Genomic DNA, 15,407 nt, shown 5'->3' with positions numbered 1-15,407 from the left:
CCGGGCCCACGCATCAGCCATCCGCAAGGCGACGGGGGCAATAGTGCAACGCTCCCCGGGGAGATCACGACATAAGCCGTAAAACCACTGCGCAGGGAAGGCCGGGATGTCCTGGCTACACCTGTATGCCGCTGTGCAGACTTCTTATTACAACTTCGCACAGTGGACCTCGGGTGCCAGCGGGCTCCCGGTCTTCCCTGCGCCCTCTTTCAATTATGAGGGTGAAGAGACGAAGCAAAGCTCGGGCGAGATGAGCCGCGAGGATGACGGACTATGTCTATCGTTGAACCAAGCTCTCGTGCCCCGGACGCTGCGCAGCGCCTCTTCGGCGGTGCGCTGCAGAGCCGGGGCCCACGTATCAGCACGTGCTGCGGCTTCCTGGGTCCCGGCTCTGCGCAGCAGCGTAAGAACGCTGCAGCGCGTCCGGGACACGAGAGTGGGGGGCGTTGCTACTTCACTCGCCGTCATTGCGAGCGCAGCGAAGCAATCCAGAGTCCTTCCGCAGCGACAGTTTGGATTGCTTCGCTACGCTCGCAATGACGATGTTGATGCAGTTGCGCGCCAAACGCTGCTCTCGTGCCCCGGACGCTGCGCAGCGCCTCTTCGGCGGTGCGCTGCAGAGCCGGGGCCCATGCGTCAGCGAGCCGTGCGGTCTCGGCTGGGTCCCGGCTCTGCGCAGCAACGCTTCGCGTTGCAGCGCGTCCGGGACACGCGAGAGTTAAACGGGCTTGCCCGTATACGGCATCGACGCGGTGAGGCCGCCGTCGACCGGGAACGCCTGGCCGTTCACATACGAGGCTTCGTCGCTGGCCAGGAACAGGCCCATCGCCGCGAGCTCGTGCGGTTGGCCGGGGCGCTTGAGCGGATTGAGCTGGCCGATCTTGTCCTGGGTGCCGCGCTCCTTGGCGCGGTCGAAGATCGGTTTTGTCATGCCGGTCTCGATCAGGCCCGGGCACACCGCGTTGATGCGCACGCCGGTTCCGGTGAGCGAATACGCCGTGGTCTGCACCAGGCTGATCACGCCGGCCTTGCTCGCGGCATAGGGATGTCCACTGGCGCCGGCCTTGAGGCCTGCGACGGACGCGGTCAGCACGATCGCGCCGGACTGCTGCTTCACCATGTGCGGCATCGCATGCTTCACCGCGAGGAAGGGGCCGATCAGATTGACGCGCAACACCTCCTGCCAATGCTCTACGGTTTGCTCGCCGAGCGGGACGAGGCCGCCGGAGACGCCGGCATTGGCCCAGATCACGTCGAGCCGGCCATGCGTCTTCACCGCCTTGTCGATCACGGCGATGACGTCCTTCTCGGAGCCCGCGTCGGCGATCATGGCTTCCGCGATGCCGCCGGCCTTCTTCACCTCGTCGACGGTCTCCTTCACCGCCTCGGTGCGATCGACCGCGATCAGCTTGGCGCCTTCCCGGGTGAACAGCAGCGCGGCGGCGCGACCGATGCCGCTGCCGGCGCCGGTGATGATGACGGATTTGCCTTGCAGGCGGCCCATGCGTTTCTCCCTGTGGTGCCCCGCGCGACGCTTGCCGCGCGACGGAATTTCAAACAAGATTTCAAACGGTAAAGTGTCTTGAGACAGGTTCACACCTGACGTACAGCGACATCAAACGGGATGGAAGGGTTTCGATGGCAGGCGCAGACAAGCCCAATGTGGTCATGACACGGTGGTGGTGGGTCCGTCACGCGCCGGTGCGCAACGACGGCGGCAACATCTACGGGCAGAGCGACATCGCCTGCGACACCAGCGATACCTATGTGTTCAACGCTGTTGCCAAGGTGCTGCCACGCACGGCGGTCTGGTATTCGAGCAATCTGGTGCGCACGCACCAGACCGCGGAAGCGATCTGGGCGGCCGGCTTCCCAAGGCCTGCGTCGATGACATGGGAAGCGGACCTTGCCGAGCAAAATCTCGGCCGATGGCAGGGCATGAACCGCGCCCAGTTCATCGCCAGCCGCCCCGTGGGCACGAGCTGGTTTGCCGACATCAACGAGCCCGCGCCCGGCGGCGAGAGCTTCATGGATCTCTACAACCGCACGCGCCGCACCATAGAGCGGATCAACGCCGAGGCGGCAGGCCAGGACATCATCGCGGTCGCGCATGGCGGCACCATCAAGGCGGCGCTGGGGCTCGCGCTCGACGGCCAGCCGGAGCGGGGATTGTCGTTCGACATCGACAATTGCTCGGTGACGCGATTGGATTATTTCGCAACTCCCGAGCGCAAGGTCTGGCGGCTGCCGATGGTGAACCAGCAGCCGTGGATCGCGGATGCGGCGCATGCGGCGATGCATCAGCCCGCGGGACCGGAAGTCAAGAAGCTGGCGTGAGTAAGGCGTCATTCCGGGATGGTCCGAAGGACCAGGCCCGGAATCTCGACGTGAATACCAAAATCAATCTGGGAGAGAAACATGACCTTGTTCGACATGAAGGGGAAAGTCGCCGTCATCACCGGCTCGACGCGCGGCATTGGGCTTGCGATCGCCGAGCGCATGGCCGAGCACGGCGCCAAGGTCGTGATCTCCTCGCGCAAGGCCGATGTCTGCGAGCAGGTGGCCAAGGGCATCAACGACAGGTTCGGCAAGGGCACCGCGGTCGCGGTTGCCGCCAACATCTCATCGAAAGAGAATCTGCAAAACCTCGTCGATGAGAGCAACCGCGCCTTCGGCAAGATCGACGTGCTGGTGTGCAACGCCGCCTCGAACCCGTATTATGGTCCGCTCGCCGGCATCTCCGACGATCAGTTCAGGAAGATCCTCGACAACAACATCGTTGCCAACAACTGGCTGATCTCGATGGTGGTGCCGCAGATGATCGAGCGCAAGGACGGCTCCATCATCATCGTCTCCTCGATCGGCGGGTTGAAAGGCTCGACCATCCTCGGCGCCTACGCCATCTCGAAGGCCGCCGACATGCAGCTCGCGCGCAACCTCGCCTGCGAATACGGCAAGGACAACATCCGCGTGAACTGCATCGCGCCCGGCCTGATCAAGACCGATTTTGCCAAGGCGCTGTGGGACAATCCGGAGAACCTGAAGGCCTCGACCGCGCGCTCGCCGCTCCTGCGCATCGGCATCCCCGACGAGATCGCGGGCGCCGCGGTGTTCCTGGGGTCCAGGGCCGGCGACTTCATGACCGGCCAGACCATGGTGATCGACGGCGGCGCGACGATCAGCTGAGGTTGACGACGCGCTGAGTTTCTCGTGTCCCGGACGCGGCGCAGCACGAAGTGCTGCTCCGCAGAGCCGGGACCCAGAAAGCCAAGAACGAGATCGCGGAGACGTGGGCCCCGGCTCAGCAACGCACCGCTACGCGCTGCGTTGCGTCCGGGGCACGAGAGCGGAGATTACTCCACCGCCGCGTAAACCAGATCCCGCACCAGCGTGCGCGTAAAATCGCGCTGGCCCGGGCCCTGGCTCATGAACACCGCGAACAGATCCTCCTTCGGATCGATCCAGAAGAACGTCCCCGCAATGCCGCTCCAGAAATACTGGCCGACGCTGCCGGGGAAGGGCGCGATGCCGGCCTCGCGGCGCACCGCGAAGCCGAGACCAAAACCGTGGCCGGGCGAGAGCAGGGTGCCGTTGGTCTGAACGTGCGGCCCGAGGTGATCGGACGCCATCAGCTCCAGCGTCTTGCGGCCGATGATCCTGTGGCCGTCGAGCGTGCCGCCGTTGCGCAGCATCAGGCAGAAGCGGGCATAGTCCATCGTGGTCGAGACCAGGCCGCCGCCGCCGGACTCCATCACCGGTGCTTCGTGCATGTTGAACAGCGCGACCTTGTCGCCAGTCCAGGGATCGGCCGCGAAAGGCTCGGCGAGCCTGCCCGCATTGGCCTCGGAGGTCGAGAAGCCGGTCTCGGCCATCTGCAGCGGCGCGAGCACGCGTTCGGTGAGGAACGTGCCGAGCGACTTGCCGCTGACGACCTCGATGATGCGGCCGAGGATGTCGGTGGAGCGGCTGTAGTTGAATTCCGCGCCGGGCTGGCAGACCAGCGGGAAGCTCGCCACCAGGGCGGCGTGCTCGGCGTTGGTGATCTTGCGGCTGCGGACGCGGGACTCCTGGTAGAGCTTGTGCACGGGGCCGTCGCCCTGGTGCTCGTAGGTGAGGCCCGAGGTGTGGCGAAGCAGGTCCTGCACGGTCATCGGCCGCGCCGGCGGCACCAGCTCCAGCTTGCCGTCCTTGACGATGCCGACCTGCTGGCTGGCAAATTCCGGGATGAACTTTGCGACGGCGTCGCTAAGCAGGAGGTGGCCGTCCTCGACCAGCGCCATGATGGCGACCGAGACGATCGGCTTGGTCATCGAGAAGATTCGGAAGATCGAATCCCGCGCCATCGGCGCCGCAGCCGCCGGGCTCTGTCGGCCGAGCGCCTCGAACCAACCGACCTGGCCGCGCCTCGCGACCAGCACGGTGACGCCGGGAACGGTTCCCTTGTCGATCTCGCGCCTGAAGGCGTCCGACAAGGCCTGGAGCCGCGGACGCGACAGCCCGAGCGTCTCCGGGCGGGCCTCGGGCAAGGGCGGGGTCAGCGGCGTCGAGGTGGCTTTCGTGGCGGCTTGGGCGTTCATGGAGGCTCCCGGGCTCTTGTTTTTGGTCGATCGGAAAAGTGTGGCTCAGAAGCCCCGTGAAGAACAGATGCATTCGGCGCGGTGACATCTGCAGCGGACGCTCGGCATCGGCCTTGTGCACGGCAATACAATTCGGGGTAGACAGCAGCGGGCGGAACACCCTATTTTTGGGCCGGGCTGAGATTGGGTTACGGGGACAGGGGGCGTTGTTGAGATTGCTGCTGGGACTGGCGCGGATTGTCGCGCTGGGCGGAATGCTTGCGCTTGCGGGCTGCGTAACCGCCGCCAATAATTCGCTGTCGCAGAGCGACATAGCCGGCATGAAGCTGACCGGCGTTGCGGTCAGTTTTGCACCCGACGCACGCATACAGTGGGAGGACGGTCTCCGCGCCTATGCGGACTCGAAGGCGGTCAGCCTGGAGCAGGCGGCAACAATGGCCGACGCTCCGGAGGTAAAGGCTTTCGTTCAAGGCCTGCTGACGCCGCGGATCAAGGCCGGCGTCGAGCAGGTCTTGGCCGCTCGGCTGGCGGGCACGCGGCCGGTGCGGCTCGACATCCGGGTGAAGAGCTTGCTGTTCCCGTCAGCCATCCAGCGTGTCGTGATCGGCGGCCATCGCGGCATGATCGCGGACGCCAATCTCGTCGATGCCCGAACCGGTGCGCTGATCGTCGCCTATCCCGAGCTGAACGCAGCGCTCTATACCGGGCAGGGGATCGTTGGGGCGGCGGTGCAGGCTGCTATCGACAATAACGCGACGCAAACCCCGGTGGACAAGGTGAGCGTGCGCTACGGGGAGATCTACCGCAACTGGCTGCTGAAAGATGGGGGGGCCTAGCGCGAAGTCGCGCATGGCACCCGCTTCGCTCTTGCAATCCGGCCGCTCTCTGTGCTTGAAAGCGGCCCTGATCCTGGGGCAACGCAGGGTCCGTAGGAGTGTAGCTCAATTGGTAGAGCACCGGTCTCCAAAACCGGGGGTCGCAGGTTCGAGCCCTGCCACTCCTGCCAGTCAAATCAATCACTTAAGCGAGATGCTGGCAGGATAGGGACAAGGCGTCCCGCGGACGAATCGCCGCGCGCCAGCCCTTCAGCTTGATTTCCCAAGGCAAAGCCCGACGAGGCCCTCGACTAGCGCGCCGGGGCCCGTTCCGCGTCGGTAGGAACCTGGCTGAGGTCGACGTGCCGGATGGGAACGCGGCGCAGCAGCGAGACGATGGTGCCGCCGAGCTCGAAATAGGTGCGCAGCCGCAGCGCACGGGAGGAGCCCTTCAGCTCCGCGTTCAGGCTCACGGGCACCTGCACATAGGTGAGGCCGAGCTGGAGCAGGGAGATCAACGCGCAGATCTGATAGCCGTAGCCGTCGGCCTTGACCGCGATCTGGCGCAGCCATTTCACGGGGTAGACGATCATGCTGTGGTAGTCGGACAGCCAAAAGCCGAACAGGCAGTTCAGGATGAACCGCAGCGAATGCGACTGCAGCGAGCGGTTGACCGAGCGGTCCGACTGGTTGTCGCGATAGGTGATGACGAGGTCGGCGGCGCCCGCCGCCTTGAACATCCGGGCAATACCCTCGTTCTGGAAGGCGTGATCGCCGGGAATGAGCGTGATGGCATCGAATTTCGCGCGCGACAGCGCGTATTCGAAGCCGGCACCGACACCTCGCGGCTGGGCGTTATGTTGCACGACGATGCGCGGCTCGCCGGCCGCGAACTCGTCCATGATCGCGCCGGTGGCGTCGGTGCTGCCGTCGTCGATCAGGAAGATCTCGAAATCGTCGAGCAGCTCGCGGGCGAGCGGCAGCACGCCGTCAATGGTGTCGGCGATCTTGTCCTGCTCGTTCAGTGCAGGGATGACGATCGTAAGTCTCTTTGCCGCCCTGGAAGGTGTCATCTTATGCCGCCTGTTGCCGGCCACTCTTTACTGGTGGAACCCCAGCGCAACTCTAGGTCATCTGCGCCGACCGAACAATAAGGGGCCTGCAGATATGCCCTGCACAATCGGCACGAAACCGGCGATGTGTGTGTTCCCGGCAACTATTCGGAAAAATCATAGAGACTGGTATCGCCGATACCGAAGGCGCGGCGCAGCTGTCCGACGCGGCCTGCCATATTTCGGCCCGCCGCCGTCGCCGCGAAGTGTGAATCCACCGGTTCGACAAGGCCGCCGTCGACCAGGTTCCCAATTCGTCCCTGGAACAGATCTGGAACCTGCCGTTCGACGATTTCGGAAAGCGGAGCCTTCCGCTCGGGCCGGTCGACGATGCCGAGCAGAATCTCCAGGGAAACCGATTTGTACACTGCGCCAAAAGCGAACACGTAACCCATGACGCAAAAACCGAAAATCGACGCGGCGTCCCAATACTGGAATTCCGGGACGACGAGGATTCCGAGCATCACGCCGAGACCGTGGGTGAGGATCGCGGCGATCGCGAGCAGGGTCACGGCTCCAACCGGCCATCCGCGAGCGCGGGCCATGAGCTGCAAGGCAGGCGACAGCAGGACGAAGCTGACGGCGGCGAGGAATCCGACAACGAAGGACATCGCGGCCTCTTACCCAAGGCCCGTCGACAGACGAACGAGTTTGACGAGACGCGCGACCGCCACCCCCTTGGCCGTCGGAGCCAGCCTGCCGTCTGCAATGGTCAACATCCCCGCGCCGACCAGGAGCTTCAGGCGGTTGTGCGTGAAGGTGCCGAGATCTCCGCCCTGCATGTAGGCTACGGCCCATTGCTCCCAGGTGAGGGGACGCCCGGCCTTAACGAGTGCCGTGAGCAGCGTCAGCGTAAAGCCCCAGGCGAGCAGGCTGAACAGGATGTAGAAAAACATCATCGCAGTCGCGAGCAGGAACAAGCCGCCAAGCACGTCGTCATAATGGCGTTGACCGGGAAGCGCGAGACAGGCGATCGCGTAAAGGGCCAAGATGCTGATGCAGCCGAGCCGGAAGCGGCGGCCGGATCCGCCGGTGGCGGCGATGCGCGCGTAGCACAGCAACAGCAGCGGCAGCGCGACACTGAGACCAATCGCAGCGGCTTGCGCCGGGCCCGGGAGCATGTTCATTGCGGAAAATCGTCCCGGACGCCTCTGAGGCCCAGCCAGAGCAAAAGTCTATAAAAGGTCGCATTTTTCCGGTCAAGGGAGCCCATCATCCCGCCTTGCGGACGTCACGTGGGCGTGCGAATCCTGCCGGCGATGCCGTTCCTCCGTCCGAGATGTCCCCATTGCTGCGTGCGATAGTCGTCCTCCTCGTCGTGCTATTGGCTGCGCATGCGCCGATGCTCGTGAACGATGGTCTCTTCATGGACGACTGGCTGGTGCTCAAGCCGCGTCCCGACTATTTCATCAACATCGATTTCCTGCTGAACGGCGCCGGTCATCCGATCTTTTACAGCTACGACACGTTCGCGAACTGGACGGGCGCCCCGGTTGTCGTGATGGTCTCGCTGGCGATTGCTGGAATTGTCTTCGGCGCTATATCGCTCGCCCTCACCGCAACGCGTCTCGGTCTGCTCGACCGCGCCGAGGCGGTCGGTTTCGCGCTGATCGTCTGGACCTATCCCGGCTATCAGCTTTGGGCGGGCAAGGCGAACGCGGTCTACGTCTTCAGCTTCGGATTGCTATTCGTCGGCGCATGGCTGTTGACGCTGGCCTTCAGTGCCCGCGGCCTGCGGCGCGTGCTGCTTCGCGTGGCCTGTGCGCTCGTGTTCCTGCTGAGCTTCGCACTCAACTCGACGATCGTGCTCTATGCCTTCGTGATGCTGGGTCTCTTCGTTGCGATTTGGCGGGGCGGGAAGGCGACGGACGGTTTCGTTCGCCGCACATGGCTCGCAGCCTGGCGCTGCGCCCTGGGTTATCCGGAATTGATCCTGCTTCCTCTGATCTACTGGGGCACGCTCAATATCTGGTTCAAGCGGATCGGCGTGTATGCGCAGCACTATGATGCCCATTTCCCGACGCTCGGCGAGTTGGCGAAGGGATGGTTGGCATTCTTCATCACCGGCTACAGGGACGTCCTGGCCCACGCGTTGCGCGCGGCGATTGTCGTCCCGGGGCTCTTCATTTTGGCGGCGGTGCTCGTCGGCATCGTCTTGCTGCTGCTGCGCGCCGACACGAAGCCGGCCGCGTCCGGAACCGCGATCGCCTTGCCGTTCGTGCTCGCCCTGGTCTTGTTCCTCGCATTGTCGTCGCCCTATCTGATCGCCGGCCTGCGGCCGTCGTCGACGCATTTCTACGAGAGCCGTCATCTGCTGATGTTGGGTGTGCCGTCGGCGCTGGCGTTTCTCGCAATCAAGCGGCTGGCCGAACGTTGGACCAGTCCCAGCATCGCCTTTGCAGCCATATTCGGATCGGGCCTGATCATGTCGATCGGCATGCTGTGGAGCGACTACGTCTTCATGCAGGCGAGAACGCTGAAGCAGGAGGCCCTGACGCGCAACCTTGCCGGCCGCGCCCAGCCCGCGGCGACGGTCTATGCGCTCGATGACGGCTTTTTCGACTACCCCTCACGGCACGTGCCGTTCGGCCTCGCCGAGGTCACCGGCATGCTGCGACTTGCCTGGGGCAATCAGCCGTTCTTCGGATTTGCACTGCGCGCCGAGCGGCCCGACATCCTGCGGGGAATGGACGAGGCGCGGACAGCTCCGGGAAGTGCATTCCATCATTTCGATCCGACGGGGCCGCAGGCGACGATCTCGTTCCAGCCGGGCCCGGGAGCCGCACCGAACCAGACCTTGGTGCGGAAGTACTATGCGTGCCGGTTCCTGGCGCGCTGCGATGTTGCAGAGTTCCTGGCTCAGCTTGCGCAGGTCACGATCAAGCTTGGGCCCATCGCGGGCGTCCTGCCGCTCGAGGGCGCAAGCAAGGATGCCGCGCCTAGCCGCTAGCCCGCTGTTTCCAGACGGTCTCCGCAAGCGCGATGTCGGTCACTGAATCCGCGCCGGAGGCCAAGGGTACGCCTCGCGCGGCGACGTCGGAAACGAAGGCGTCGGCCTGGCGCCGGAATGCCCAGCTCTTTTCGCCCGTCAGCCGCGTGCTCTGACCATCGTGATCGACGATGACCTCCGCCTCTTGCTCGGCGAAAGGTGGCGGCAATTCCAGGGTCACCGCACCGCGCTCGAAATCGATCGTCAGCCCCTCGCGCCAGCTGCCTTCGGAGCCTTTCACGAGATCCAGCGCGCAGGCGATGCCGTCGAAGTCGAGCGTGATGCGCCCGGCACCCGAAGCCTCGATCGCGCTTTCGGCGACCGTCGGCGACGAACCGAGCAGGTAGCGCGCCAGGTTGATGATATGGCTGAAGACGTTCAGAAAATTATCGAAGCCGGGACGCGCCGCGCGCGGCATCCAGTCGGGGCCATCCTGCCAGAGTTCAATCCCGTCCGGTCGCGCTTCGCCGGTCATCACGAAATTGTCGTGCGACCGGCCGGTGTCGCCGCCGAAGCACCAGCCCTCGGCCCGGACAATGCGTCCGAGCGACTGGTCTTCGCGCAGGCGCGTCAGCACCTGCAGCGCCCGCGCCACGCCGGCATCGTGACGCTTCATGTAGCCGATGCTGTAGACGAGGTTTTGCTGCCGTGCGGCTTCGACCAGCGAACTGGCCTGGGCCGTCGTGTAGGCCATCGGCTTTTCCGACAGCACGTGCCGCCCGCTGTTCAACGCGTCCAGGACGATCGGGCCGGTGGCACGACGCTTCGTCACGACGACGACGGCGGACACCGCGCTGTCCGCGAGGAGCTCCCGGTGCGTGCTGTAAACCCGGGGGATGCCGAACTTCTGCGCCGCGGCGGCGGCGAGGTCCGGCCGGAGATCGGCGATCGCGACGACGCGGCAGGCGGAATTGGCAGCGAAATTGGCGAGGTGGCACATCTGGCCGACCATGCCCGTTCCGATGATGCCAATGCCTGGCTTCACTGGCTACGATCCCTCAGCGCTTCCGGATCACGAGGAAATGCGCCGGCTGTCCCCAAATGTTGATGAAGGCCGCATCCGACTGGGTGAGGGCGGCGACCGCAGACGCATCCCGTCGCCCGATTGCGCCAAAGATGCGATGGAAGCTGTCGAGCGTCGCAATGATGGCGTCGATGTCGGCGGCATCGTCGGCCAGAATGTCGGTGGTCCGGATCGTCTCGCGCAGCGACGCGAGGCCGGCGACCACGCGCGGCAGGCTCTCGCCGAAGGGATCGTCGATCATGCCATCGACGTCGAGCACCAGCGCCTCGATCGAGGCCGAGATCGCCTGCACGGCATCGGCCTTGCCGACCAGATAGAGCTTTCGTCCGCCGAGGAAGCTCAGCCGGCTGCGGTCGAGATGGTGTCTGGCGCGATGCAGCTTCTCGTCGCCGGACAGGACTTTCTTGTGCCAGTAGATGTCGAGGCTGTCGCGGTAGGCGGGCCACGCCGAATGGACGTCGAACCCCTGTTGATGCGCCGCCGCGCACAAGGTGGCCGCGTCGAGGAAGTAACGATGCCGGACGAAAGGATTTTCCAGCACGTCCATCAGCCAGGATTCGAAGCTGCGGGTGTGCGGAATGCTGTCCCACTTCGCCTCGAACAGCATCTTTGCCGTGTCGAGCGGAGCGCGACCGCCCAATGCCTTGCCGGCCGCATGGATCGCCTTGAGCGCGAGCTCGAAGAAGCCGCCGTAGCGCTCGTAATAGGACACGACGGCATAACCGTCCGGATTGAGCAGCCGATGGAAGATGCCGAGCCATTTTTCGCTCGGTTGCACCGTGTAGATGAAGCCCTCGGCATCGATGATGTCGAAGCGGCGCTCGCTGCGGAAGCCCTCGACGTCGGCGAGTGCGAGCTCGCGGAGACGTTGGGTCAGGCCGAAATGTGCAAAGTAGGCCTGGATTTTCGGGTGTGCATGCCGGTTCGGCTCGGCGAGCGTCATGTTCGCGCCCCAACCGGCAAACACCAGGGCGTTCTCGCCGGAATCGGGACCGAATTCGAGCACATCGGCATCGCGGAACAGCCGCGGCGGCAGCACCAGCTTGTCCGAGAACAGCTCGCGCCGCTGGCTGGCGTAGGCCCCCAGCTCGGTGGACGATTTGAAATTCCCGAACGTCGGCAGAACATCCTGACGTTCGTAATAGTTGAAGAGCTTGTCCTCAGCCATGCCGCGACCTTAGCGCCGCCTCGAGACGATCGAGCTCGCTCCAGATGTCGTTCGGCGCGAAGATCGCAACGATCTCGAGCGGACGCTTCACGCTCTCGCGCAGCCGGCTGCTGACCTTGGCCTCGTTCTCCTCGTTCACGGCGAGAAGACAGACGAGCGGACCCGACTTGGCGGTGAGATCCTCGGGCGAACGGATCGGAATGCCGGTGCCGGGCAGGAACAGCCCCTGGCGCTCCTTCTGGTCGTCGACCGAGAGGTCGACGAGATTCGCAAGCTCGTGGGCGTTGGTGAAGGTGCAGGCGCGGCAGCCGGCACCGTAGATGGCGATCTCGGCGCCGTTGGCGCGGGCTTTTTCGAGAATCGGGCGGAGACGCGCGCCATACTCTCTCGCACGCTGACCGAATTTCTCGCCAACGCCGGACGGCGCGGGCGGCGCCGTCACGGCGCCCTTTGCACGGCGGGCTGCGATCGCGAGGCTTCCGCCGCTGAAATTGTATTTCTTCACGGACACCGCCTCGAAGCCGTGGCGCGCCAGCAGCGCGAGCAGGGTCGGTTCGGTGAAATAGCTGACGTGCTCCTCCCAGAGGACGGAGAGGTCTCCCTCCGCTGACCCCGGGGCGAAATCAGGCACGTCGATGAACAGCAAACCGTCGTCGCTGAGCGCGATCTTGACGCAGTCGAAGAAGTTCTCGAAATCGACGATGTGCTCCAGCACCTGGCGCGATATGACGAGGTCGAACTTGCCGGACTGAGCGACAGCATCGTGGGCCATCGCCGGGCTGAGCATGTCGGCATAGACCTTGATGCCGCGCTCGCGGGCGATCTTGCCCGACACCGGATTGGGCTCGACGCCGACCATGACCTTGGTGCCGCGCTCGCGCAGCTTGTCCATGAACAGCCCGTCGTTGCAACCGATCTCGAACACGGACTGGTGCTTGGAGAATTGCGCGATGGTGTCGAGCTCGTCTGCCTGATGCGGCTCCGGCTTCCAGCTGCTGAAATTGTAGTTGAACTGCCGGTACAGAATATCTGGATCGATCGGCTTGACGATCTGGGGCAGGCCGCAATCGCCGCAGGCCATCACCTCGAACGGAAAGCGTTCGTCCTGCTCGTTTCGGCTATGCCGAAGCCGATGCGCAATCGGCATCAGTCCGAGGTCGATGACCGGACGCAGGTTGGTCGAATGGCAAAGGCGGCAATGGTCGGTCACGGCTTTAACTCTTTGCAGGAGCAGGTCTGGAATCGGCGTTCCGAGCCGTTACGGCCCGCGGCTGGCAGCCATTGTACGGCTATATAGGGCCACAGCGTGCACCTCAATTGATAAGTTGAGATCCCCCACGCTGTCCGCCGGCATCTTATCCGATCGTCGGACTCGCGAAAAACAGAGCCGATTCGGCAGGATTTTGCAGTGACTATTCAGGTTGGGGTCCGGCTTCGCGCGAAGACTCTTTGCCGCGCCGCGGTGGAGGCGGAAGCGCGCGGCCGCTCACTTTTCGGTAGAGTCTTGCCGGGACCGCCACGCCGCAAGCGTTGCGATACCATCCCAATAGTCTTTGCCTGGACCGGTCACGCGGCTGCGGTTCCGTAGCGCGGTGATTGCTGCAACCTGTTCGTCGCTGATTGGCGCTCCCAAGCCCTTCCATGTCAGCAAGATGTAATCAGCTCCGACGTGGAGGACGTCTAGATTGCGCGGCATGCTGTCTGAATCAAAAAGCGGGCTTTGCCCATGCGCCCAGAAATCCAGCCGGTCGCCCTCTATGTAAAAGGCGTTCACATTGCGGCGGCGTAGCGCGGCAATGCTGATTGGGGCGGGCCCAAGCAGGACGTCTCCATAATCGGGCAGAAACACCGGATGCAAGGTATCCACGACCCGGCCAGATGGCAGGAGAGGGGACTCGGCGCAGGTCGGCAGAAAACGCAAAGCGGAATTGACGGGGAGGATGTGCCAGTCAGCAGGGACGTGACTTGAAACCTCCCGACAGCGGCGTGGATCGAGGTCGTCAAAGGACGGGGAGGTGCCAACCAGGCCGATGCGACCGGTGACAAACGCCAAGGCGCCCTGCATGCGCACGCGCGTTATCTCGCCCTGCGACCTCGCAACCACAGTCGCGACAAGGGCCGCCAAACCGATCGTCACCATCGCAGAAGGCAGAGAGACGAGGCGAAGTTGCAACTGACGCCGCCGAAAGAGATCGGCGAGCGGCACGATGATCGAAATGGCAATGAGCGGAGTTGCGACCGATCGGAAGGCCAGCATGCGCTCCAGACTTCCATGTGAGGTGAGTGTGATCAGGCTGATGACAGCGAGCAGGCAGAGAGCGAGACCTACGACGAATGGGCCATTTCCTTGCGGGCGCCGTACTCTGAGCAAGGCTGCGCACGCGACAATGAAAGCCGGGTATGTCCAGAAGTTCGTGCCAAAGAATAGGCTCCAGAGCACCTCCCGCAGGCGGCCGAAAGCAGCCACGATGTCGCGCATCGAGAATCCTGCATATTTGATGCCCTGCGCGTTGTTTACGTAGACCATGAGCTCGAGGCTCGAGATTTGACGAAAGCGCTCCACGTTGATGAGCGGCATGAACACGCCGATCGGATTGACCTCGGCGATGCCGAGATAGATCTGGTTGACCAGAAGGCTGAGAGCCGCTGTGCCAAGACCGATTGCGGCCACTCCGAGTGGCCGCACGATGCCGCGCGGGCCATGAGCGAACCAGCCGGCGCCCGCTCCCGCCATCAAGAAGGCCGTGGCGATGATCGCCGCCTGGGGGACCATGATGGCGATCGACATCACGGTTGGCACCAAGGCGCGGAAGATCGCGCGGGCCTTGGTGGTGGCATAGAGCGGCCCTGCCCAACAGACGAACAGGAGGAAGGCGCCGGTCTCATAGTGAAAGCGCCCCGTCTCCAATCCGATGAAGCTCGACCACATTGCGATCAGGGCCGCGCATCCCGGCAGTATCCAGCCCGTTGTCAGCCGCACCGCCATGCGATGGACCAGAGCCGCGATGGACAGCAAGTAGACGACCGAGAGGATTTGATGAGCCGTCGGACCACCGAAGCTCACGAGCAACATGTCGGCCCCGTGGCCGCGGCCGAGCAAGAACCAGAACAGCTTTGGCTGTTCGGGGTCGAGCCAGAGGGTGTGGCGGTTCTGCAGGTCAGCGAGGAGCGGAAGATAAAGTTGCGGGATATCACCGCGCGTCGCGTCGAGCACGACGCCCTTCACCAGCAGAAGCACGACGGCCGACAAACCGATTAGTCCAACCAGCAGCCACTCCGCAGCCGTAGATGGTATCCAACGGCCACGGGATGGACGCGCAAGGTGCCAGGCGATGATGCCCGTCAAGAATGGGATGGTGATCCACGGGAAGAGCAATCCCGCCGCACCGAGGCAAACGCCAATCAAGACGCACAGAGCAGCGCCGCCGAAGAACTGCAGCACGAGCAAATCGGCGGCGTCGAGGTCGTTGCCTTCGTCGAGCCGGTGAACGAGCAGGGCCCCCATTCCGACAAACGCAATAGCCACGTAGGGAGCGAGAACAGCGAGACACAAGCTGTTCCAGGCGACCAAGGGGCCGCCGCTGAAGAACTGGACCTCGGGAGGAACCTTGATCAGCAGGCCTAAGGCCGCGATGAGGAATGGAGCCGTCATCAAGCCGGCGCGCGCGCTTGTTCGCCAGCCTCCCCAAGACCAGCGTTTACCGGAATGCATGTAGATGTCT

The 15,407-nt window shown here is 64.0% G+C and carries 13 protein-coding genes and 1 tRNA gene; 5 read left to right on the top strand and 9 right to left on the bottom strand.

All coding sequences use genetic code 11. The features are described from left to right. Positions 1-718: 718 nt before the first annotated feature. On the bottom strand, positions 719-1,504 hold the full coding sequence (locus tag XI03_RS30185; protein WP_271594154.1) for an SDR family NAD(P)-dependent oxidoreductase: 786 nt from the start codon (positions 1,502-1,504) through the stop codon (positions 719-721). Between the two features lie 134 nt (positions 1,505-1,638). Between XI03_RS30185 and XI03_RS30180 the strand changes: the two genes are divergently transcribed. Together XI03_RS30180 and XI03_RS30175 are read left to right on the top strand one after the other, a co-directional pair. Beyond that, positions 1,639-2,337 (top strand): histidine phosphatase family protein, encoded by a 699-nt coding sequence (locus XI03_RS30180; protein WP_271594153.1) that lies wholly within the window; start codon positions 1,639-1,641, stop codon positions 2,335-2,337. 81 nt (positions 2,338-2,418) lie between these two features. Further along, entirely contained in the window at positions 2,419-3,186 is a 768-nt protein-coding gene (locus XI03_RS30175; RefSeq protein ID WP_028141043.1) for an SDR family NAD(P)-dependent oxidoreductase, read from the top strand. Between the two features lie 167 nt (positions 3,187-3,353). Here XI03_RS30175 and XI03_RS30170 read toward each other — a convergent pair whose 3' ends face one another. Next, on the bottom strand, positions 3,354-4,577 hold the full coding sequence (locus XI03_RS30170; RefSeq protein WP_271594152.1) for a serine hydrolase domain-containing protein: 1,224 nt from the start codon (positions 4,575-4,577) through the stop codon (positions 3,354-3,356). Between the two features lie 209 nt (positions 4,578-4,786). Between XI03_RS30170 and XI03_RS30165 the strand changes: the two genes are divergently transcribed. Next, positions 4,787-5,413 carry a hypothetical protein gene (locus XI03_RS30165; protein ID WP_038973059.1) on the top strand — a complete coding sequence of 209 codons (627 nt, stop codon included), beginning with the start codon at positions 4,787-4,789 and terminating at the stop codon, positions 5,411-5,413. A gap of 94 nt (positions 5,414-5,507) precedes the next feature. Next, a tRNA-Trp gene (locus XI03_RS30160) sits at positions 5,508-5,583 on the top strand. Positions 5,584-5,703: 120 nt separating this feature from the next. On the opposite strand, the gene XI03_RS30155 is transcribed toward XI03_RS30160, so the two are convergent. The 3 genes from XI03_RS30155 to XI03_RS30145 form a co-directional block, all read right to left on the bottom strand. Then, entirely contained in the window at positions 5,704-6,465 is a 762-nt protein-coding gene (locus tag XI03_RS30155) for a glycosyltransferase family 2 protein (RefSeq protein ID WP_271594151.1), read from the bottom strand. Between the two features lie 143 nt (positions 6,466-6,608). Continuing rightward, positions 6,609-7,115, bottom strand: coding sequence for a hypothetical protein (locus XI03_RS30150; RefSeq protein ID WP_271594150.1), 507 nt, complete (start codon positions 7,113-7,115; stop codon positions 6,609-6,611). A gap of 9 nt (positions 7,116-7,124) precedes the next feature. Continuing rightward, positions 7,125-7,631 (bottom strand): hypothetical protein, encoded by a 507-nt coding sequence (locus XI03_RS30145; protein ID WP_028141038.1) that lies wholly within the window; start codon positions 7,629-7,631, stop codon positions 7,125-7,127. Here XI03_RS30145 and XI03_RS30140 point away from each other — a divergent pair. After that, positions 7,631-9,454: a hypothetical protein gene (locus XI03_RS30140; protein ID WP_271594149.1), complete on the top strand. Its 1,824-nt coding sequence runs from the start codon at positions 7,631-7,633 to the stop codon at positions 9,452-9,454. The genes XI03_RS30145 and XI03_RS30140 overlap by 1 nt on opposite strands. Here XI03_RS30140 and XI03_RS30135 read toward each other — a convergent pair. From XI03_RS30135 to XI03_RS30120, 4 genes are all read right to left on the bottom strand, one after another. Beyond that, positions 9,444-10,478 carry a Gfo/Idh/MocA family protein gene (locus XI03_RS30135; RefSeq protein ID WP_271594148.1) on the bottom strand — a complete coding sequence of 345 codons (1,035 nt, stop codon included), beginning with the start codon at positions 10,476-10,478 and terminating at the stop codon, positions 9,444-9,446. The two genes, XI03_RS30140 and XI03_RS30135, sit on opposite strands and share 11 nt — an antisense overlap. A gap of 13 nt (positions 10,479-10,491) precedes the next feature. Next, entirely contained in the window at positions 10,492-11,685 is a 1,194-nt protein-coding gene (locus tag XI03_RS30130) for a class I SAM-dependent methyltransferase (protein ID WP_271594147.1), read from the bottom strand. After that, positions 11,678-12,895, bottom strand: a complete 1,218-nt coding sequence (locus XI03_RS30125; protein ID WP_271594146.1) for a class I SAM-dependent methyltransferase — start codon at positions 12,893-12,895, stop codon at positions 11,678-11,680. The genes XI03_RS30130 and XI03_RS30125 overlap by 8 nt, the downstream gene beginning before the upstream one ends. A 276-nt stretch (positions 12,896-13,171) precedes the next feature. Next, positions 13,172-15,397, bottom strand: coding sequence for a hypothetical protein (locus XI03_RS30120; RefSeq protein WP_271594145.1), 2,226 nt, complete (start codon positions 15,395-15,397; stop codon positions 13,172-13,174). Positions 15,398-15,407 lie beyond the last annotated feature (10 nt).

It is taken from the genome of Bradyrhizobium sp. CCBAU 65884 (genome assembly GCF_028128835.1).
In the GTDB taxonomy this organism is placed as follows: domain Bacteria; phylum Pseudomonadota; class Alphaproteobacteria; order Rhizobiales; family Xanthobacteraceae; genus Bradyrhizobium; species Bradyrhizobium ottawaense.
This window is presented reverse-complemented; position numbering and strand designations above follow the sequence as displayed.